16 protein-coding genes are annotated in these 20,410 nt (G+C 74.6%); 7 read left to right on the top strand and 9 right to left on the bottom strand.

From position 1 onward, the window contains the following. Positions 1–35: 35 nt before the first annotated feature. Positions 36–2,510 (bottom strand): ATP-dependent helicase HrpB, encoded by a 2,475-nt coding sequence (gene hrpB, locus O2W15_RS15125; RefSeq protein WP_269179987.1) that lies wholly within the window; start codon positions 2,508–2,510, stop codon positions 36–38. 107 nt (positions 2,511–2,617) lie between these two features. On the opposite strand from hrpB, the gene O2W15_RS15120 reads away from it, so the two are divergent. The 6 genes from O2W15_RS15120 to O2W15_RS15095 all read left to right on the top strand — a co-directional run bounded on the left by O2W15_RS15120 (position 2,618) and on the right by O2W15_RS15095 (position 11,344). Then, positions 2,618–4,702, top strand: coding sequence for an elongation factor G-like protein EF-G2 (locus O2W15_RS15120; RefSeq protein WP_269179986.1), 2,085 nt, complete (start codon positions 2,618–2,620; stop codon positions 4,700–4,702). 44 nt (positions 4,703–4,746) lie between these two features. Beyond that, entirely contained in the window at positions 4,747–6,426 is a 1,680-nt protein-coding gene (locus O2W15_RS15115) for an SLC13 family permease (RefSeq protein WP_269179985.1), read from the top strand. A 115-nt stretch (positions 6,427–6,541) separates the two neighbouring features. Next, positions 6,542–7,747: a cation:proton antiporter domain-containing protein gene (locus tag O2W15_RS15110; protein WP_269179984.1), complete on the top strand. Its 1,206-nt coding sequence runs from the start codon at positions 6,542–6,544 to the stop codon at positions 7,745–7,747. Positions 7,748–7,794: 47 nt separating this feature from the next. After that, positions 7,795–8,844 carry a TIGR03885 family FMN-dependent LLM class oxidoreductase gene (locus O2W15_RS15105; protein WP_269179983.1) on the top strand — a complete coding sequence of 350 codons (1,050 nt, stop codon included), beginning with the start codon at positions 7,795–7,797 and terminating at the stop codon, positions 8,842–8,844. Between the two features lie 11 nt (positions 8,845–8,855). After that, a complete protein-coding gene (locus tag O2W15_RS15100) occupies positions 8,856–10,535 on the top strand; it encodes an alpha-amylase family protein (protein ID WP_269165517.1) in 1,680 nt (559 codons plus the stop codon). A 176-nt stretch (positions 10,536–10,711) separates the two neighbouring features. Beyond that, positions 10,712–11,344 carry a hypothetical protein gene (locus O2W15_RS15095; RefSeq protein WP_269165516.1) on the top strand — a complete coding sequence of 211 codons (633 nt, stop codon included), beginning with the start codon at positions 10,712–10,714 and terminating at the stop codon, positions 11,342–11,344. 77 nt (positions 11,345–11,421) lie between these two features. Here the strand turns inward: O2W15_RS15095 and O2W15_RS15090 are convergent, their stop codons facing one another. From O2W15_RS15090 to O2W15_RS15060, 7 genes are all read right to left on the bottom strand, one after another. Next, positions 11,422–11,904, bottom strand: a complete 483-nt coding sequence (locus O2W15_RS15090; RefSeq protein WP_269179982.1) for an SRPBCC family protein — start codon at positions 11,902–11,904, stop codon at positions 11,422–11,424. Beyond that, the gene (locus O2W15_RS15085) at positions 11,901–12,260 is read right to left on the bottom strand and encodes an ArsR/SmtB family transcription factor (RefSeq protein WP_269179981.1); all 360 of its coding nucleotides are present in this window, start codon (positions 12,258–12,260) and stop codon (positions 11,901–11,903) included. The genes O2W15_RS15090 and O2W15_RS15085 overlap by 4 nt, the downstream gene beginning before the upstream one ends. A gap of 65 nt (positions 12,261–12,325) precedes the next feature. Further along, positions 12,326–12,631: a hypothetical protein gene (locus O2W15_RS15080; RefSeq protein WP_269179980.1), complete on the bottom strand. Its 306-nt coding sequence runs from the start codon at positions 12,629–12,631 to the stop codon at positions 12,326–12,328. Positions 12,632–12,704: 73 nt separating this feature from the next. Then, positions 12,705–13,460, bottom strand: a complete 756-nt coding sequence (locus tag O2W15_RS15075; protein WP_269179979.1) for a hypothetical protein — start codon at positions 13,458–13,460, stop codon at positions 12,705–12,707. An 84-nt stretch (positions 13,461–13,544) separates the two neighbouring features. Next, entirely contained in the window at positions 13,545–14,312 is a 768-nt protein-coding gene (locus O2W15_RS15070) for a sulfite exporter TauE/SafE family protein (RefSeq protein WP_269179978.1), read from the bottom strand. Then, on the bottom strand, positions 14,309–15,097 hold the full coding sequence (locus O2W15_RS15065) for a sulfite exporter TauE/SafE family protein (RefSeq protein WP_269165508.1): 789 nt from the start codon (positions 15,095–15,097) through the stop codon (positions 14,309–14,311). Before O2W15_RS15065 ends, O2W15_RS15070 begins: the two co-directional genes overlap by 4 nt. A gap of 56 nt (positions 15,098–15,153) precedes the next feature. Then, a complete protein-coding gene (locus tag O2W15_RS15060; RefSeq protein ID WP_269179977.1) occupies positions 15,154–16,686 on the bottom strand; it encodes a GGDEF domain-containing protein in 1,533 nt (510 codons plus the stop codon). A 169-nt stretch (positions 16,687–16,855) separates the two neighbouring features. Here O2W15_RS15060 and O2W15_RS15055 point away from each other — a divergent pair, with 169 nt between their 5' ends. Continuing rightward, the gene (locus tag O2W15_RS15055) at positions 16,856–17,419 is read left to right on the top strand and encodes an SRPBCC family protein (protein ID WP_269165506.1); all 564 of its coding nucleotides are present in this window, start codon (positions 16,856–16,858) and stop codon (positions 17,417–17,419) included. Positions 17,420–17,437: 18 nt separating this feature from the next. Here the strand turns inward: O2W15_RS15055 and O2W15_RS15050 are convergent, their stop codons facing one another. Further along, positions 17,438–20,059 carry a DEAD/DEAH box helicase gene (locus tag O2W15_RS15050; protein ID WP_269179976.1) on the bottom strand — a complete coding sequence of 874 codons (2,622 nt, stop codon included), beginning with the start codon at positions 20,057–20,059 and terminating at the stop codon, positions 17,438–17,440. Positions 20,060–20,410: the final 351 nt, after the last annotated feature.

Here is a 20,410-nt window from a genome sequence, read left to right as displayed (position 1 = left end):
TTCGCGCTTGGCAAGGGGATCCTGGGCGGTCCCGGTCAGCTGCGGGGCTTGGCCCGTCGGGTCGGGACGGCGGTGGCCGGGTCCTCCGGCCACGGGTGCCGGGGGTAGCGGCCGCGCAACTCGCTGCGGACCGCCGGGTACCCGGTGACCCAGAAGCCGGCCAGGTCCGCGGTCGTCGCGACCACCCGGGACGCGGGGGAGAGCAGCTGCAGGCGCAGCGGCCGGCCGGCGACCACCGGTGCTGCCGCCCAGCCGAACACCTCCTGCACCCGCACCGACAGGGTCGGCACCGTGGGATCGGCGTAGTCGACCCGCAGGTTCGAGCCGGTGGGCACCTCGACCCGTTCGGGCACCAGCTCGTCCAGCCGCCCGGCCAGCTGCCAGGGCAGCAGTCCGCGCACCGCGGCGACCAGGTCGATCCGGGCGAGGTCCCGGCGGCTGCGGGCGCCGGACAGCGCCGCGCCGTCGGCCAGCGCGGCGAGCAGCGCCTCGTCGTCCACCGCCGGCCACGGCTCGCCCAGCCCGGCGTGCGCGGCGGCCAGCCGTTCGCGCAGCGCCCGGGCGGCCGGCGTCCAGGTCAGCAGGGTCAGCCCGTCCCGGCGGAGGCCCTCGGCGAGCGCCGCGGTCACCGCCGCCGGGTCTGGGTCGGGCAGCGGGCGCTCGGTGAGCACGATGGCGCCCAGCCGCTCGACCCGGGCCGCCCGGACGTCGCCGTCCCGCCAGGTCACCTCCGGCCCGTCGGTGTGCGCGGCCGCACCGGCCGCCAGGGCGGTCGCCTCGTCCACCGCGACCGCGGCGCGCACCCGGGCGTCGCGTCGCCCCGGGGCGCGGTCGGCGGCGGCCACGGCCAGCCAGCCGGCGCCGGACAGCGCGGTGCCGGGCGCCAGCTCCGCACCCGTGCCGGCGGCCAGCAGGTAGGTGCGTTCGGTGCCGGGACGGCGGCGGGCCAGCCACTCCGGGTGCGCCAGCCCGACGAGCAGCCCCGCGGCGGCGTCGTCCGGCAGGCCCGTGTCCGGAGCCACCGGCGCCGCCCGGGACAGCCGGGCCACCTCCTCCCGCCAGCGGGCGGCCGGTCCGCCGGACTGACCGCGCAGCGCCCGCCACTCGGCGACCAGGTCGTCGGAGCGCGGCGCGACGTCGGCCGACAGCAGCGCCACGACCTCCGCCGCGCGTCGCCGGCCCACCTGCGCGGCGCCGTCGAGCAGCGCCCGGGCCAGCCGCGGGTGCGCCCCGACCGCCGTCAGCGCCCGGCCGCGCGGGGTGACCCGGCCGTCGTCGTCCACCGCGCCCAGCTGGCGCAGCGTCGACCGGGCGACGGTGAACGCGGCCTCCGGCGGTGCGTCCGGCAGCGCGAGGCCGGCGCCGTCCGGGGCGCCCCAGACCGCCAGCTCCAGGGCCAGCCCGGTCAGGTCGGCCAGGGCGATCTCCGGTTCGCCCGAGGCGGGCAGCCGGTCGTGCTCGGCGGCCGACCACAGCCGGTACACCCGCCCGGGCGCCTCCCGCCCGGCCCGGCCGGCCCGCTGCACCGCCGAGGAGCGGGAGACCCGGACGGTGACCAGTGCGCCCATCCCGCGGGCCACGTCGAACCGCGGCACCCGCGCCAGGCCTGCGTCGACGACGGTGCGCACCCCGGGCACGGTCAGGCTGGTCTCGGCGACGTCGGTCGACAGGACCACCCGGCGCCGGGGGCCCGGAGTGAGTGCGGCGTCCTGCTGGTCGGGCGGCAACCGGCCGTGCAGCGGCCGGACGTCGGCGTCCACCCCGCTCAGCAGCCCGGCGACCCGGCCGATCTCGGCGGCGCCCGGGAGGAAGACCAGCACGTCGCCGGTCTGCTCGGCCAGCGCCCGGCGCACGGTGTCGGCGACCGCGGCCAGCAGCCGCGGGTCCACGGACGGACCGTGGGGCGGGGCGACGGGTGGGCTCGGCGGGCACCACACCGGCTCGACGTCGTGCAGCGAGCCGGTCGCCTCGATGACCGGCGCGCCGCCCATCAGCTCGGCCAGCCGGTCGGCTGCGGCGGTCGCCGACATGGCCAGCAGCTCCAGCTCCGGGCGCAGCGCGGCCCGGACGTCGAGGGTGAAGGCCAGTGCGAGGTCGGTGTCCAGCTGCCGTTCGTGGCACTCGTCGAGCACCACGGCCGACACCCCGGGCAGCTCCGGGTCGGCCTGCAGCCGGCGGACGAGCAGTCCGGTGGTGACCACCTCGACGCGGGTGGCGTCGCTGCGCCGGCTGTCACCGCGCACGCTGTAGCCCACCGAACGGCCCACCGGCTCGCCCAGCAGCGACGCCATCCGGCGGGCCGCGGCCCGGGCGGCCACCCGCCGGGGCTCGGCCACCAGCACCCGGCCGGGCAGCCGGCCGGCCAGCGCCAGCGGGACGAGCGTGGTCTTGCCCGTGCCCGGCGGGGCGACCAGCACCGCGGCACCGGCGGCGGTCATCGCCGCGTCGAGGGCGGACAGCACCGATCGGACCGGCAGGTCGGTCCCGGGCGTCCCCGGCGGCGGCAGCACGACGGCCAGTCTCGCCTGGCCGGTCAGGCCCGGTGCGCCCAGCTCTTGTCCTGGCCGACCTCCGGGTTCAGGGTGGGCACCTGGGACGACGACGTCCGGAGGTCTGCGTGGCGACGCACAGCGGCAGCAGCAACCGAACCGGCGCGGGTGCACCGGCACCCCGCCCGCCCGAGCAGGTGCGCAACGTGGCGCTGGTCGGCCGCGCCGGAGCCGGGAAGACCACCCTGGCAGAGGCGCTGCTGGCGGCTGCCGGCGCGTTGCCCCGCGCCGGCCGGGTGGAGGAGGGCACCACCTGCCTGGACACCGAGGAGGTGGAGGTCCGGCTCCAGCACTCGGTCTCGCTGGCCGCGGCCACCGTCGAGCACGCCGGCCACCGGGTCACCCTGCTGGACACCCCGGGCGCCCCGGACTTCGTCGGTGAGCTGCGGGCCGCGCTGCGGGCCGCCGACGCCGCGCTGGTCGTCGTCTCCGCCGTGGCCGGGGTGGACGCCGGCACCGTGCAGCTGTGGGACGAGTGCGCCGCCGTAGGGCTGCCGCGGGCGGTCGTGGTCACCCAGGTCGACCGGCCGCGGGCCGACGTCCCGGCGGTCGTGCGCAGCTGCCGGGAGCTGCTCGGCGCCGGGGTGCACCCGTTGCACGTGCTGGGCGACGACGGCGCGCTCACCTCTCTGCTGGAACCACTGCCCGGGGACCCGGAGCGCGACCGGCTGCGCGCCGAGCTGATCGAGGGGGTGATCGCCGAGAGCGAGGACGAGACGCTGATGGACCGCTACCTCGCCGGGGAACCGATCGGGGTCGCCGACCTGGTCGCCGACCTGGAGACGGCGGTCGCCCGCGGCGACTTCCACCCTGTGCTGTGCACCGCGCCGCCCACCGGGCTCGGGGTGGCCGAGCTGCTGGACCTGCTGGTGAGCGCCTTCCCCTCGCCGCTGGAGCGCCCGTGCCCAGCGGTCGCCCGGCCGGACGGTCGACCCGCCGGGCACGTGGGCTGCGACCCGGCCGGGCCGCTCGTGGCCGAGGTGGTGAAGACGACGACCGACCCCTACCTCGGCCGGATCTCGCTCGTGCGGGTCTTCTCCGGCACCCTGCGCCCCGACGTCCCGGTGCACGTGGGCAGCCACGGCTCCGGCTGGGGCGAGCAGCACCCCGACCACGACGCCGACGAGCGGGTCGGCGGCCTCGCCAGCGTGCTGGGCAGCGTGCTGCGGCCGGTCGCCGAGTGCCCGGCCGGCGACCTGTGCGCGGTGGCCCGGCTGAGCAGCGCGGAGACCGGGGACACCCTCTCCGACCCGGAGCACCCGCTGGTGGTGCGGCCCTGGCCGCTGCCGGACCCGCAGCTGCCGGTGGCCGTCGAGGCGGCCTCGCGCAGCGACGAGGACCGGCTCGCCGGTGCGCTCACCCGGCTGGCCGCCGAGGACCCGGCGGTGCGGGTGGAGCGGCGGCCGGACACCGGGCAGCTGCTGCTGTGGTGCGTGGGCGACGCGCACGCCGAGGTGCTGCTGGACCGGCTGCGCGGCCGGTACGGGGTCGCCGTGCACACCCCGCCGGTGCAGGTGCCGATGGTCGAGACGCTCGCCGGTCCGGCCACCGTGACCGGGCGGCACGTCAAGCAGTCCGGCGGGCACGGGCAGTACGCCGTCGTCGTCCTCGAGGGGCGGCCGGGTGCGGCCGGGTCCGGGGTGACCTTCAGCCAGCGGGTGGTCGGCGGGGCGGTGCCCATCCAGTTCCACGCCAGCGTGGAGAAGGGGGTCCGCGCCCAGGCCGCCCGCGGGATCAGCGGGAACCGCCCGCTGGTCGACGTGGAGGTCGTCCTCGTCGACGGCAAGGCGCACTCCGTCGACTCCTCCGACGCCGCGTTCTCCGCCGCCGGCGCGCTGGCCCTGCGGGAGCTCGCCGCCGCGGCCGGCACCCAGGTGCTGGAGCCCTGGTGCGCCGTGGAGGTGACGGTCCCCGCCGAGCACGTCGGCCCGGTCCTCGGCGACCTCGCCGGGCGGCGGGCCCGGGTCACCGGTAGCGTCGCCGAACCCGAGCGCGAGGAGACGACGGTGCACGCCGAGGTGCCCGAGCGGGAGCTGATCACCTACCCGCGTGCGCTGCGGTCGGTGTCGCACGGCACCGGCCGGTTCACCCGGCGTCCGCTGGGCCACGAACCGGCCCCGGCCGCCGTCGTCGCCGACCTGCAACCGGCCTGACCCGGGCCGGCGGTGCCGGTCGAACGTCGAGGAGAGGACCCACCGTGGCACGACGGGCAGACCAGCAGCAGGCACCCGCGGCGGAGGCGACCGACCGCAGCCGGCCCGCCACCGGCCGGGGTGGGGAGCAGGCGAACGTCACCGACACCTCGGTCCCGCCCGGCCGGCAGTGGGCGGGCCGGATCGGCGGGCCGGTCGCCGCGCTGGTCGTCTACTTCCTGCTCCGCCAGGACGATGCCCTGAGCACCGCCGGCCGGACGACGGCGGCGATCGGCGTGCTGCTCGCCGTCTGGTGGATGACCGAGGCGCTCCCGCTGCCGGCGACCGCGCTGGTGCCGATCGTTGCCTTCCCGCTGCTCGGCGTGCTGTCGGTGGAGGAGGCGGCCGCGCCCTACGCGAACCCCAACATCTTCCTGTTCATGGGCGGCTTCATGGTCGCCCTGGCCATGCAGAAGTGGGAGCTGCACCGGCGGATCGCGCTGCTCACCGTGCGCGCGGTGGGCACCAAGCCACCCCGGCTGATCGCCGGGTTCATGCTCGCCACCGCCTTCCTGAGCATGTGGGTGAGCAACACCGCGACCACGGTGCTGATGCTGCCCATCGGGCTCAGCGTGCTGATGCTCGTGCTGGACCGGGTGGCCGCCGGCAGCGTCGACGCCGAGGCCGTCGAGGCGGCCACCGACACCGACGGCGGCGGCGACACCCCCGGCGACGGCGGCCCGGCGGTCACCGAGCTCATCCAGGACTCCGACACCCGGAACTTCGCCGTCGCCCTGATGCTGGGCATCGCCTACGCGGCCAGCATCGGCTCGCTCGCCACGCTGATCGGCACCCCGCCCAACCTCATCCTCGCCGGCTTCGTGGAGCAGAACTACGACATCGAGCTGGGCTTCGGCGAGTGGATGCTGATGGGCCTGCCGCTCGCCGCGGTCTTCCTGGTGCTCGCCTGGCTGGTGCTCACCAAGGTGGCCTTCCGGTCCGGGCTGCGCGACATCCCGGGCGGGAAGCGGGTGATCCAGTCCGAGATCGAGAAGCTCGGCTCGATGTCCCGGGGCGAGTGGACCGTGCTGGTGGTCTTCGTGACCACCGCCCTGCTGTGGGTGTTCCGCCAGCCGCTGACCGGTTGGGGCGCGCTGACCGACGTGCTGCCGTTCGTGGCGAACCTCGACGACGCCACCATCGCCATCGCCGCGGCCGTCGCGCTGTTCCTCATCCCGGTCAAGGCCCGGGAGGGCGTCTCCGCACTGGACTGGCAGCAGGCGCAGAAGCTGCCCTGGGGCGTGCTGCTGCTCTTCGGTGGCGGCCTGAGCCTGGCCGCCGCGGTGCAGGCGAGCGGGCTGGACGAGTACGTGGGCAACCAGGTGGGCGCGGTGGGGACGCTGCCGACCATCCTCCTGGTGGTCGTCACCGCCGGGGTGGTCCTGCTGCTCACCGAGGTCACCAGCAACACGGCGACGGCGGCGGCCTTCCTGCCAGTCCTCGGTGGGGTCGCCCTCGGGCTCGACCTCTTCCCGCTGGTGCTGCTGGTGCCCGCGGCGCTGGCCGCCACCTGCGCGTTCATGCTGCCGGTGGCCACCCCGCCCAACGCGATCGTGTTCGGCTCCGGCTACGTCACCATCGGGCAGATGATCCGCGCGGGCGTCGTCCTGAACGTGATCGGCATCGTGCTGATCACCGCCGCGGTCTACTTCCTCGGCGGGATCGCCCTGGGCATCACCTTCTGAGCTCCCGAGGACGAGCGGTCGGTGTTTCCCGGCGGGCGGCCGGTGGGCAGGGGGCGCCGGGGCACGTGACCGGCGCGTCGTCCTGGGTCAGCCGAGCCGGGCGGAGAGGGAGATCGTGGAGGACCTGCACCTGGGGTACGCGCTGGTCGGCAGCCTGGCGGTCGCCCTGGCCGCGCTGTCCAGCAAGATGCGCGACCTGCCGTTCAGCGAGCCGTTGCTGGCGCTGCTGCTCGGGGTGGTCGTGGGCCCGCAGGTCCTCGGGCTGATCGAGGTGGCCGACCCGCTCCGCACGCCCCTGGTGCACGAGATGGCCCGGGTGCTGCTCGCGATCTCGCTGATCGGGGTGGCGCTGCGCTTCCCGGTGCGCCGGCTGCGCCCGGTGGTCACCCCGACGACGGTGCTGGTGACGGTGGGCATGCTCGGGATGGCCGCGCTCTCGGCCGGCCTGGCCTGGCTGGTGCTCGGCATCCCGGTCGCCCTGGCCGCGCTCATCGGCGCCTGCATCACCCCCACCGACCCGGTGCTCGCCTCCAGCGTGGTCACCGGGAAGCCGGCCGAGGAGCACCTCCCGGCCCGCACCCGGCAGCTGCTGTCGGAGGAGTCGGGCGCCAACGACGGCCTGGCCCTGCCCTTGGTGCTGCTGGGGATCGCGCTGGTGCTCGCCGACTCCCTGGGGCACGCCGCCCTCGACGGCCTCTACCAGGTCGTCGTCGGCATCGTGATCGGGATCGTGGTCGGCCTGATCGCCGGCCGCGCCATGAGCTTCGCGATGAGCCGCTCCGACGTCGACGAGGGCCCGTCGCTGGTGTTCACGCTGGTGCTGGCGGTCGCGGTGCTCGGCATCGCCCGGATCGCGAACTCCGACGGCGTCCTGGCCGTCTTCGTCGCCGGGCTGGCCTACAACTTCGCCGTCGCCCAGGACGAGGTCGGCCCGCAGAACACCATCGACGAGGGCGTGAACCGGTACCTGGTGCTCCCGCTGTTCCTGCTGCTCGGCATCCTGCTGCCCTGGTCGGCGTGGGCCGACCTCGGCTGGGCGGCGGTGGTCTTCCCGGTGGCGGTGCTGCTCCTTCGGCGCCTGCCCGTGCTGCTGGCACTGGCCCGCCCGCTGGGGCTGCGACTGCGGGACGCGGTGTTCCTGGGCTGGTTCGGGCCGATCGGGGTGAGCGCGCTGTTCTACCTGACCCTCAGCGAGGAGGACGGCGTGACCGACCCGCGGCTGTGGGCGGCCGGCACGCTGGTGGTCGCGGCCAGCACCGTCGCGCACGGGATCAGCTCCGCGCCCGGCCGCCGGCTGTACCGCCGGGCCGCGGGCAGCTGACCGGCGCTCGCCGTGCGGTTGATCACCACTGACGGTAGGCATGCGCCATGACGGTGATCGGCTTCCACAACTCCCACGAGCAGGTGCACCCCACCGACCTGCTCCGCGCGGTGCAGCACGCCGAGCAGGTCGGCTTCACCGCGGCCATGTGCTCCGACCACCTCCAGCCCTGGAATCCGCGGCAGGCCGAGTCGGGTTTCGCCTGGTCCTGGCTGGGTGCGGCGCTGGCCACCACCGGGCTGCCCTTCGGGGCGGTCAACGCCCCCGGCCAGCGGTACCACCCGGTGATCATCGCCCAGGCGATCGCCACCCTCGGCGCGATGTTCCCCGGCCGGTTCTGGGTCGCGCTCGGCTCCGGCGAGGCGATGAACGAGCACGTCACCGGGCACGTCTGGCCGCGCAAGGAGCTGCGCGACGCCCGGCTGCGCGAGTGCGTCGACATCATCCGCGCCCTGCTGGCCGGGGAGGAGGTCAGCCACGACGGGCTGGTCACCGTCGACCGGGCGCGCATCTGGACGCTGCCGGAGCAGCAGCCGGCGCTCATCGCCCCGGCCGTCTCGGCGCGGACGGCCGCCCGGCACGCGGAGTGGGCCGACGGGCTGGTCACCATCAACCAGCCGCACGACGTGCTGCGCGAGGTCATCGCCGCCTACCGGGACGCCGGCGGGCAGGGCACGCTCACCATCCAGGTGCACGTCTCCTACGACCCCGACCCGGAGCGCGCCACCGCGATCGCCCACGACCAGTGGCGCAGCAACGTCTTCCCGCCGCCGCTGTGCTGGGACCTGGACACGACCGAGGCCTTCGACCTGGCCAGTCAGCACGTGCGACCCGAGGACATGGGGACGAGCGTGCGCATCTCCAGCGACCTCGGCCAGCACGCGGCCTGGCTCGCCGAGTACGTCGACCTCGGGTTCGACCAGGTGTACCTGCACCACGTGGGCAAGGAGCAGCTGCCGTTCCTGGACGCCTTCGGTGAGCACGTGCTGCCTCAGCTCGACGTCACCGCACCGGCCCCCGCGGTGGCGATCGACCCACCCGGCCCACCCCAGCCCCGCCGTCCGGCGCAGGCGCCCGAGCCCGCCGTCCTGGACTGAGGAGGAGACCGGTGCGGATCACCGACACGTCCGACCTGTGGTGGAAGAACGCCGTCGTCTACTGCCTGGACGTCGAGACGTTCATGGACTGGAACGACGACGGGGTGGGCGACCTGGAGGGCCTGGCCCAGCGGCTGGACCACCTGGCCGACCTCGGCGTCACCTGCCTGTGGCTGATGCCCTTCTACCCGACCGCCGGGCGGGACGACGGCTACGACATCACCGACTACTACGGGGTCGACCCGCGGCTGGGCACGCACGGTGACCTGGTGGAGATGATCCGGACGGCGAAGGACCGCGGCATGCGGGTCATCGCCGACCTGGTGGTCAACCACACCTCCGACCAGCACCCGTGGTTCCAGTCGGCCAAGGCCAGCAAGGACTCCCCGTACCGGGACTTCTACGTCTGGCGGGCGGAGGAGCCCCCGGACACGAGCGACCAGGTGGTCTTCCCCGACGCCGAGGGCGGCATCTGGACGCACAGCCCGGAGACGGGGGAGTGGTACCTGCACCGCTTCTACTCCGAGCAGCCCGACCTCGACGTCACCAACCCCCGGGTGCGGGACGAGATCGCCAAGATCATGGGCTTCTGGCTGGAGCTGGGCCTGTCCGGCTTCCGGGTCGACGCCGTCCCGTTCCTGCTGGAGACGGACGGCGTGGACGAGGACGACGCCGCGCACTTCCCCGACCCGCACGAGTACCTGCGCGCGCTGCGGGCCTTCCTGGGCCGCCGCACCGGCTCGGGCGTCCTGCTCGGGGAGGTGAACCTGCCGTTCGAGCAGCAGGCGGAGTTCTTCGGCGGGCAGGACGGCGACGAGCTGACCATGCAGTTCGACTTCAACACGATGCAGCAGATGTACCTGTCGCTGGCCCGCGGGGACGCCGGCCCGCTGGCCGCCTCGCTGGCCGCCCGCCCGGCGATCTCCCCGGACAGCCAGTGGGGCACGTTCGTGCGCAACCACGACGAGCTCACCCTGGACAAGCTCGGCGACGACGAGCGGGCCGAGGTGTTCGCCGCCTTCGGCCCCGACCCCGAGATGCAGGTCTACGACCGGGGCCTGATCCGCCGGCTGCCGCCGATGCTGGCCGGCGACCCGAGGCGGGTGCGGATGGTCTACAGCCTGCTGTTCTCCCTCCCCGGCACCCCGGTCCTCTTCTACGGCGAGGAGATCGGGATGGGGGAGGACCTCTCAGCCGGCAGCCGGCTGTCGGTGCGCACCCCGATGCAGTGGACCGGCGGGGCCAACGGCGGCTTCTCCGAGGCGCCGGCCGACCAGCTGACCCGGCCGGTCGTCGACGGCGGCTTCGCGCCGGAGTTCGTGAACGTCGCCGACCAGCGCCGTGACCCGGACTCGCTGCTGTCGTTCATGAAGCTGCTCATCCGGCGCTACCGCGAGTCGCCGGAACTCGGCTGGGGCGGGTTCCAGCTGCTGGACCAGCCGCACGCCGCCGTCCTGGCGCACCTGTGCACCTGGGACGACGGGGCGCTGGTCGCCGTGCACAACCTCGGCCCGGACCCCCTGACGGTGCCGCTCACGGTGCCCGGCTGCGGAGCCGGTCACCGGCTGGAGGACCTGCTCACCGCGGGCGGCGAGCAGCTCGCGGAGGACGGGTCGGTCGAGCTGGCGCTGGAGGGCTACGGGTACCGCTGGCTGCGGCTTGTCGCCGAGGACAGCCGGCGGTTGCTGTAGCCGACGCTCTGCCGGCGGAGCGGACGCTCCGCCGGCAGAGCTGACGCTGTGGACCTGGGGGACCACGGTGGGTCACTCCCCGCCGGTGTCCCGCGCGTCCCGCGCGCCACACCCGAGCACCTGCGCCGCTTCGTCGCAGGGCCCACCTAGCGTCCGCACCCGAGGTGATCACACAGATGAGCGACGAGCAGGACGTGCTGGCGGCCGGACCGGTCGAGCAGGACGGACGACGGACGGACACCGGGTCGACGGCGGCGGTGGTGCCCGGCCAACGGACGCAGGGCGAACCGGGACCGGCCGTGCCGGAGACCCCGGACGAGGTGCCCCAGGGTGCACCGGTCGAGGCGGCTGCCGCGGCCGAGCCGGACCAGCGGGAGGAACCGGCCACCGAACCACCGGCTCCTCCCCACCCGACCGCTCCGGTCGGCTTCCGGCCTCGGCCGCGGCTGCCCCGGCGCGGGGGGCCGATGGTGCGGATGGGCCCCTGGGCGCCGGTGGCCGGCGCGGGGATCGGCCTGCTGCTCGGTCTCATCGTGGTGCTGTTCCTGGCGCCGGCGGTGGACACCTTCGACCAGCGGCTGTCCCTGGTGTTCGTCGTCCTCGGGCTGACGCTGCTGGGCGCCGGCGGCACCCTGCTGGCCGACGAGGTGCGGCTGCTCCGCCGCGGCGCCCAGGCCGCCGAGGTGCGGGCCTCGAACGCCGGGGTGATCGCCGGTCTGCTCAACGGCCTCACCCCGGCCCGGCTGTTGATCACCGCCAGCGCGTTCGTGCTGTTGCTGAGCGCCTACGTCACCAACGGCGGGGTCTGACCCCCGGCCCGGTCAGCGCTGTCCCCGCTGACCGGGCCACACCCAGGCCAGGCCCGCCGCTCCTCCTCGGGCCGGGATCAGCCGGCGAGCAGGGCGTCGAGGCGCTGGTAGCCCTGCCGCACCCCGCTCTCCATGCCGCTGGCCAGGAAGCCGTCCCGGCCCTCGAAGGAGTCGACGAGCGAGGTGGCGGTGAGCCGGGTGCGCCCGCCGGGGAGCTCCTCGAGCACGAGCTTCTCCAGCGCGACGCCGTCCGGGAAGCCCTCGTAGGTGAAGGTCTGCACGATGAGCTCGGGGGAGCGGACCTCGTGGAAGCAGCCGTGGAAGCCGTGCTCCTCGCCGCCCTGGACGTGCACGTAGCGGTAGGAGCCACCGGTGCGGCAGTCGTAGTGGTCGATCCGCGCCTCGAGGCCGTTCGGGCCCTGCCACTGCACGACCAGGGCCGGGTCGGTGTGCGCGCGGAAGACCTTCTCCCGGGGCGCGTCGAACTCTCGGGTGATCCGGACGAGCGGGACGTCGGGGTCGGCGACGATCTGGGTCTCTCGGGTGCTGGTGCTGGTCATGACGGGTCTTCCTGTCCAGGGGTGGGGGAGACGTCGTCCGGCATGGCAGCCAGGACGTCGTCCAGTCGGCGGTAGCGCTGCTCGGCCTCGCGGCGGTAGCGCTCGATCCACTTCGTCATCAGGTCGAAGACCTGCGCCTCCAGGTGCACCGGGCGGCGCTGGGCCTCCCGGCTGCGGCTGACGAGGCCGGCGTCCTCGAGCACCTTGAGGTGCTTGGACACCGCCTGCAGGCTCACGTCGTAGGGGGCGGCGAGTTCGTTGACCGTGGCGTCGCCGAGGGCGAGCCGGGCCACCATGTCGCGCCGGGTGGGGTCGGCCAGGGCCGAGAACACCCGGGACAGGGCATCTGCCGCCACTGCGCCTCCTCTCTTCCTCAACCAATCGGTTGATTGGAAGAGCGTGGACCTGTCTGCAGCACTTGTCAACCGGTCGGTTGATGAAGAGCCGTGAAGTCGAGGACCATCCAGCGCACCCAGCCGGCGGGGGTGGAGCGTTCCCAGCTGGCCGTCATCGACGTCCCGTCGGCCGCGGCGCGCAGGCGCGCCCGCACGCCGTCGGCGGAGAACACCCAGCGGTGCACCACCCAGCCCCCGCCGGGCATCAGCTCGTAGACGTCGGTGCCGGTGATCTGCGCGGTCGTCGCGCCGTCGTCGTCCAGGACGGCGCCGCTGGTACGCCACCGGCCGAGCAGGGGGGTGAGGGGATCGGTCCAGGCTGCTCCGGGCACGTGCACCTCCGACGACGACGGATGCTGACGTCAGCAGGGACCGGCGCACCCCGGGAGACTCATCGGCTCACGGTCAGTCCTGGTGGTCGCTGCCGGTGGCCAGGCGGAGGGTGTCGACGTCGAGCCGGCCGCTGATCAGGTCGGCGGCGACGTCGTCCACCACCTGACCGGTGGCGAAGGCATGGGCCTTGAGCACCGCCAGCGCGTCGGCGGTCTCCAGGCCCAGGGCGACGTCGACCATCCCGGTCGCCTGCCAGACCCGCGCCCGGCTCAGCGCGTCCGGCCCGTCCCACCAGCCGCGACGGCCCTCCGTGATCGGTGCACCGAGGGCCGCGGCCACCATGGCCCGGGTCAGCGCGATGGTCACGTCGGCGACGTCCTCCCGGTCGGTGGTCGGCAGCGCGGCGAGCTCGCGCACGTAGAGGTCCAGCACCACCAGCGGCCCCAGCGGCGGGAGCAGCGGCACCGACAGGACGGCGCGGAACGGCGTCTCGCCGACCAGCGCGTCGTGCAGGTCGGGCCAGTTGCGGGCGATCTCACCCTCGTCGAAGGCGATGGCGGTGCCGTCGTCATGAGCCCGCAGGCAGGGACCCGCGCCGTGGGTGAACTGCAGCCGCTCGGCCCGGGACGCGGTGGCGTCGCTGGCGCCGATCGGCGTCCGCAGGCCACTCGGGTCGTGGACGCTCAGCCCCGCTCCGTCGATCGGCAGGGCGGCCACGCAGGCCCGGGAGAGCCGGACGGCGAGCATCTCCGGCCCGCGCAGCTCCGGCGGTGGCAGCTGCTCGAGTGCGTGGGCGAACTCCTGTGCCGCAGGCCCGGGCCGGGTCATGACGCCTCCTGTCGGTGCCGGCGTCCGTCGTCAGCACCCCGGGTCACCCTGCCCGTGCCAGCGGTTGGGCACCACCCCGGGACGTCAGCCGAACGCGTCGAGCCCGAGGCGGACGGCGAGGGCCAGCCCGGCGACGGCGATCAGCCGGCGCAGCAGCGTCTGCGGCACCCGGCGGACCACCCGCGGGCCGAGCCGACCGCCGAGCAGGAAGCCGATCGCCAGGGGGAGGGCGGCCAGCCAGGCGACGTCGGCGAAGAAGGCGTAGCCCACCGCGGCCACCCCGTTGGCCAGCGCCAGGACGACGTTCTTCAGTGCGTTGCTGCGCGGCACCCCCTCGCCGGTGACCAGCAGGTACATCGCCAACAGCACGACGCCGGCGGCAGCTCCGAAGTAGCCGGCGTAGACGGAGGCCCCGAAGGTGCCCAGCACCAGGCCCCAGTGGTCGCGGTGCCGTTGCCCGGTCGCCGCACCCTCGGCGGCCAGCTCCCGGGGCGGGCGCTGGACGAGGATGGCGACCGAGGCCCCGGCGATCAGGAAGGGCACCAGCCGCTCGAAGGCCGTCGCCGGGGTGAGCAGCAGCAGGACCGCACCGGCGACGCCACCGAGCAGCCCGGCGGCCCCCAGCCGCACCAGCCGGTCCCGTTGGCCGGTCAGCTCCGGCCGGGACGCGCTCACCGCGCCGACGCCGCTGAGCACCAGCGCCACGGTGTTGGTCACGTTGGCCGTCACCGGCGACAGGCCCGTGGCCAGCAGCGCGGGGTAGCTGATCAGGGACGCCAGCCCGGCGATGCTGCCGATCAGCCCGGCACCCAGCCCGGCCAGCACCAGGAGCCCGAACTCCAGGACGCTCATCGGCGCAGCAGCACCCAGATCGCGATCAGCCCGAGCACCACGATCGCCGTCCGCAGCAGCGCCGCGGGCAGCCGCCGTCCGAACGTCGACCCGACGTACCCGCCGACCAGTGCGCCGCCGGCCACCAGGGCGGCCGCGCGCCAGTCGATCCGCTCCGTCGCCACGATCACGTAGGCCAGCGCCGCCACCGCGTTGACGGCGAGGGTCAGCACGTTCTTGATGGCGTTGAGCCGCTGCAGCGGCTCGCGGAGCAGCAAGCCGAAGATGCCGATCTGCAGCACCCCCTGGCTGGCGGCGAAGTAGCCGCCGTAGGTGCCGGTCGCGTAGGCGCCGGCGAACAGCCCGGCCAGCCGGCCGGGGCCGATCCCCTGCTCCTCCTCGACGGTGCCCGCTCGGGCCCGGCGCGCGGCCAGCCGGCGCTGCAGCAGCGGCTGCACGGCGACCAGGACGACGGCCAGCCCCACCAGCGCCGGCACGATGGCCTCGAATGCCGACGCGGGCAGGTGCAGGAGCAGGAAGGCGCCGGTGAGGGCCCCGAGCACCGACGCGGGGAGCAGTTGCAACAGCATCCGGCGCTGACCCTGCAGCTCCCGGCGGTAGCCGATCGCCCCGGTCAGGTTGCCGGGGACCAGGCCGAGGGAGTTGGTGATGGTCGCGGTCACCGGCGGCAGTCCGACGGCCAGCAGCACCGGGAAGGTGACCAGCGTGCCGGAGCCGACGACGGCGTTGATGCCGCCGGCGGCCAGCCCGGCGGCGGCCACCGCGACCATCTCCCACGCCGTCATGCCCGCATCGCCGCGAGGGTGTCACAGCGGCCTCGTGTGAGCCCGCGCACGGACGGTCAGGCCGGGGTGAGCGCTCCGGCGCTGACCGGCGGCGGGGAGCCGGCGACCCGCACCCGGTTCTTGCCCGCCGCCTTGGCGGCGTACATCGCCAGGTCGGCCTGCTGCAGCGTGCTGGTCCAGGAGACGCCGGGCAGCACGCACGCGGCGCCCACGCTGGCGCCCACCCGCGCCGTGCCGGCGGCCAGCTGGACCGGCGTGGAGGCCACCTCGACCAGTCGACGGCCCAGCGTCTCGGCGTCCCCGGCGTCGGCGGCGTGCACCAGGACGGCGAACTCGTCGCCGCCCAGCCGGGCACACAGGCCGGGCGCACGGACGACGCCGGCCAACCGGGCGCCCACCGCGCGGAGCAGCTCGTCGCCCGCGGCGTGCCCCAGCCGGTCGTTGACCAGCTTGAAGTCGTCCAGGTCGAGGAACAGCACCCACGGGTCGCCGTCCGTGCCGGAGGTCGCTGCCGCCAGCGCGGCGGAGAAGGTGCTGCGGTTCGCCAGGCCGGTGAGGGCGTCGGTGCGCGCCTGCACCTCCAGCTCGCGGTACGCGCTGGTCGCCCGCACGGCGAGGGCCGTCTGGGCCACCAGCGACTGGACCAGGGCCACGCCCTCGGCGTGCAGCACGCTGCCGCCCAGCAGGAGGTACCTGCCCGGCTCGTCCGGCATCGGGATCGCCGCCCAGCTGCGCGCTCCGCCGGCCGACGTCACGAGCTGCTGCGGAGCCGTGATGCGCCGGGGCTCGTGCGCGCCGGCGGCAGCGGCCAGGCCTGCGGCGGCCGGAGCGCGGTCGAGGGTGCCGGGCAGCTGCTGGACCGGACCGACGGACCGCTGCACGACCAGGTGGGCTCCGTCGTCCTCGACGACGACCACGGACAGCCCGGGGGTGATCCGGCAGATCTCCGCCGCGGCCTCCCAGCCGTGCTGCCTGATCTGCGCGACGTCGGTGACGCCGAGCAGCTGGGTGGTCAACCGCGCGAGCGTGGCGTCCCAGGCCTGCGCGTCCTGGTGCTGCTGCAGCACCGAGACCAGGTGCCGGGAGACCACGGCGAGCAGCGGGGCGATCGGCAGTGCGCCGAGCAGCGGGGCGGCCGGGGCAGCGCCGACGTGCCCGGGGACGGTCTCCCACAGCGCGAGCGCGGCGACCAGGCCGGCGCACTGGGCGGCCGTGTAGGCCCAGGTCTCCCAGGTGCGGCCGTAGACGGCGCGGAACCACAGCGCGGAGAAGGTCACGCCGAGGGCCACCGCGGGCACCGGCGAGGCGAGGGCGAACACGCAGACGGCCACGGCGTCGAGGAGGTCCAGGGCTATCGACCCGCGGCGGGCCGTGTAGCGGTGCAGCCAGGAGGCGAGCAGTGCGGTCACGGAGACCGCGATGGCCGTCAGGCGCCAGGTGTCCGCACCCGCCGCGGCACCGAACGAGGTGAGCACCAGGGAGACGACGGCGCAGGCCCCGAACAGCCAGCGGGTGCGCTCGACCAGGTCGGCGGGGCGACGGAAGACCGACCGGCGCATCGCCGGCCGCGTCGCCGGGAGTGGGGGCATGTCGGTCCTCGTCCTCGGGCCCGGCTCGGCTCGCCGGTGCGTCCACCGAGGTCTTCGGCGCCTGGGGGCGGAACCTGGATACCCCGATCGGGTCGCCCGCGCCGTCGGTGCGCTGCCGGCCTCGGGGTCGGCGTGGACAGCCCCCGCACGGGTGAGGAGAGTGCCGGTCGTGCCCACAGCCCCGCCCGCGTACTGCTTCGTCACCGTCTGGCGGGTGCCCGGCACGATCGCCGAGGTGCGGGCGGTGCTCAGCGACAGTGCTTCCCTGCCGCGGTGGTGGCCGGCGGTCTACCTCGACGTCGTGCCGGTCGCTGACGGCGGGCCGGACGGGGTCGGGCGCACGGTCGAGGTCTTCACGACCGGATGGCTGCCCTACACGCTGCGCTGGACGCTGCGGATCACCGAGACGATGACCGACACCGGGTTCGCCCTCGCCGCGGTCGGTGACCTGGTGGGCAAGGGCCGCTGGACCTTCGCGCAGGAGGGGCCGGAGGTGGTCATCACCTACGACTGGCAGGTGCGCGCGGCCAAGCCGCTGCTGGCCCGGCTCAGCTGGCTGCTGCGGCCGGCGTTCGCGGCCAACCACCGGTGGGCGATGGCCCGCGGCGAGGAGAGCCTGGCGCTGGAGCTCCGCCGCCGGCGCGACCCGACCGCCGTCGTCCCCCCGCCACCCGGCCCCACGTTCCGCCGTCCGGCCCCGTCCAGAGGCTCGTCCCGAGCTCGCGAGGGATGAGGAGGACGGGGTCCTTCTTCAGTCCTTGCGTCCGGCGTCGAGCAGCCGCATGACCAGCACGCCCTCCTCGTCGGAGGCGTCCAGGTCGATCTCGGCGTCGAAGCCCCAGTCGTGGTCGCCGGCCGGGTCGTCGAGGATCTGCCGCACCTGCCACAGCCGCGGCTCGGACTTGTCCACGATCAGCAGGGCCGGGCCGCGGGCGTCGCCGCCGGTGTTCAGCTCGGCGTGCTCGGCGAAGTAGGCCTGCACGACCTCGCCCCACCGCTCGGCGTCCCAGCCGGCGGCGGAGTCGAGCTCGCCGAGGTCGTACCAGCGCCGCCGGGCGATGAGCTCGACCCGGCGGAACAGCGCGTTGCGGATCATCGCGGTGAAGGCCCGCTCGTTGCCGGTCAGCGGGCGCGGCCGGGCCGGGACGGCGACCGGGGCGTCCAGCGGCTGGTCGGCGCTGGTCAGCTGCTCCCACTCGTCCAGCAGCGAGGAGTCGACCTGGCGCACCAGCTCACCCAGCCACTCGACGAGGTCGGTGACCTCCTCGGTGCGGGCGTCGGCGGGCACCCCGGAGCGCAGCGCCTTGAACGCGTCGGAGAGGTAGCGGAGCACCGCGCCCTCGGAGCGGGTCAGGCCGTAGTGGTTGACCAGCTCCCGGAAGGTCATCGCCTGCTCCCACATGTCCCGGACGACGGACTTGGGGGAGAGCTGCGCGTCGCGCGCCCACGGGTTGCCGGCGGAGTAGATCTCGAAGGCGTGGTCGAGCAGCTCCTTGAGCGGCTGCGGGTAGGTGATCTCCTCCAGCAGCTCCATCCGCTCGTCGTACTCGATGCCCTCGGCCTTCATCTGCGCCACGGCCTCGCCCTTGGCCTTGTTGAGCTGCGCGGAGATGATCTGGCGCGGGTCGTCCAGCGTCGCCTCGATGACCGAGACGACGTCCAGGGCGTAGGTGTCGTTGCCCTCGGCGTCCGGGCCGGGGGTGAGCAGGTCGATCGCGGCGAGCGCGAAGGTCGACAGCGGCTGGTTGAGCTGGAAGTCCGGCGGCAGGTCCAGGGTCAGCCGGTAGCGGCGGCCGTCGGGCTCGGGCACCTCGAGCCGCTCGATCACCCCGGCGGTGACCAGTGACCGGGCGATGCCGATCACCTCGCGGACGTGCCGCAGCTGACGCGAGCGGGGCTCGTGGTTGTCGGTGAGCAGGTGCCGCATCGCCGCCACCGGGTCGCCCGGCCGGGCCAGCACGTTGAGCACCATGCCGGTCGACACCCGGAAGTGGCTGCTCAGCGGCTCGGGGTCGGCGTTGATCAGCCGCTGCTGGGTCGACTCGCTCCACGGCACCATGCCGTCGGGCACCTTGCGGCGCACCAGCTTGCGGCGCTTCTTCGGGTCGTCGGCGACCTTGGCGAACTGCTTGAGGTTCTCCACCTCGTGCTCCGGCGCCTGGACGACGACGGTGCCGGCGGTGTCGTAGCCGGCCCGGCCGGCCCGCCCGGCGATCTGGTGGAACTCCCGGGCGTTGAGCAGCCGGGTGCGGGTGCCGTCGTACTTGCTCAGTGCGGAGAACACCACGGTGCGGATCGGCACGTTGATGCCCACGCCGAGGGTGTCGGTGCCGCAGATGACCTTGAGCAGGCCGGCCTGGGCCAGCTGCTCCACCAGGCGCCGGTACTTGGGCAGCATCCCGGCGTGGTGGACGCCGATGCCGTGCCGCACCAGTCGGGACAGCGTCGTCCCGAAGGCGGAGGAGAACCGGAAGCCGCCGATCAGGTCGGCGATCGCCTGCTTCTCCTCCTTGGTGGAGACGTTCACGCTCATCAGCGCCTGGGCGCGCTCCAGCGCGGAGGCCTGGGTGAAGTGGACGACGTAGACCGGCGCCTGCCGAGTGTCCAGCAGCTCCTGGATCGTCTCGTGCATCGGCGTCGTCGCGTAGTAGTGGTGCAACGGCACCGGCCGCTCGGCGTGGGCGACCAGCGCGGTGGGCCGGCCGGTGCGCCGGGTGAGGTCCTCCTGGAGGGCGGTGACGTCGCCGAGGGTGGCGCTCATCAGCAGGAACTGGGCCTTCGGCAGCTCGATCAGCGGCACCTGCCAGGCCCACCCGCGATCGGGGTCGCCGTAGAAGTGGAACTCGTCCATGACGACCAGGCCGATGTCGGCGTCCGGCCCCTCGCGCAGCGCGATGTTGGCCAGCACCTCGGCGGTGCAGGCGATGATCGGGGCGTCGGCGTTGACGCTCGCGTCGCCGGTGAGCATCCCGACGTTCTCCGCACCGAAGACGCCGCACAGGGCGAAGAACTTCTCGCTCACCAGCGCCTTGATCGGCGCGGTGTAGAAGCTGACCCGGTCGGAGGCCAGGGCGGCGTACTGCGCGCCGGTGGCCACCAGTGACTTGCCCGACCCGGTGGGGGTGGCGAGGACGACGTTGGCGCCGCTGACCAGCTCGATCAGCGCCTCCTCCTGCGCCGGGTACAGCGTCGTGCCGGAGGCCTCGGCCCACTCGGCGAACCGGGCGAAGACCGCGTCCGGGTCGTCGCCGAGGGCGAACAGCTCCGAGAGGTCGCCGGGGTCGGAGATCAGCGCCGGCACGTCCGGCGAGGGCAGGGCGGCGGCGGGGGAGTCGGTCGGGGTCGAGTCGGTGCCGGCAGGAGAGAGCGTCATCGTGCTGTCCAGGGTGCCCGATGCCGGTGACGTTCCTGCGCAGAGCGTGCGTCACGGGCTCGGCGCACGCTCGTGATCACGATCTGGTCACGACAGGTCGGTCGAGTGCGTGAGGTGGACGCAGCTGGGACAGTAGGTGAACGGAAGGTTAACGAGAGGTGGATGAGACATGCGTAAGAACTCGTACCCGGAGTGCCGTTGGGTGCACGTCGTCGACCGCACGGGCCGCCGTCACCTGGAGATGCGGTGGGAGCTCTCGGGCCGTCCCGTGGCCGCTTTCCCCAGCCCGGCAGCGTCGCTGACCAGTCGGGCTGCCTGACGGTCGCGAGGGTCTGGTTCGCTGGTCCGCCG

This window comes from Modestobacter sp. VKM Ac-2979, from assembly GCF_026967995.1.
Taxonomy (GTDB): domain Bacteria; phylum Actinomycetota; class Actinomycetes; order Mycobacteriales; family Geodermatophilaceae; genus Modestobacter.
Note: the sequence above shows the minus strand (reverse complement) of the source record. Positions and strands in the feature narration are given on the sequence as shown.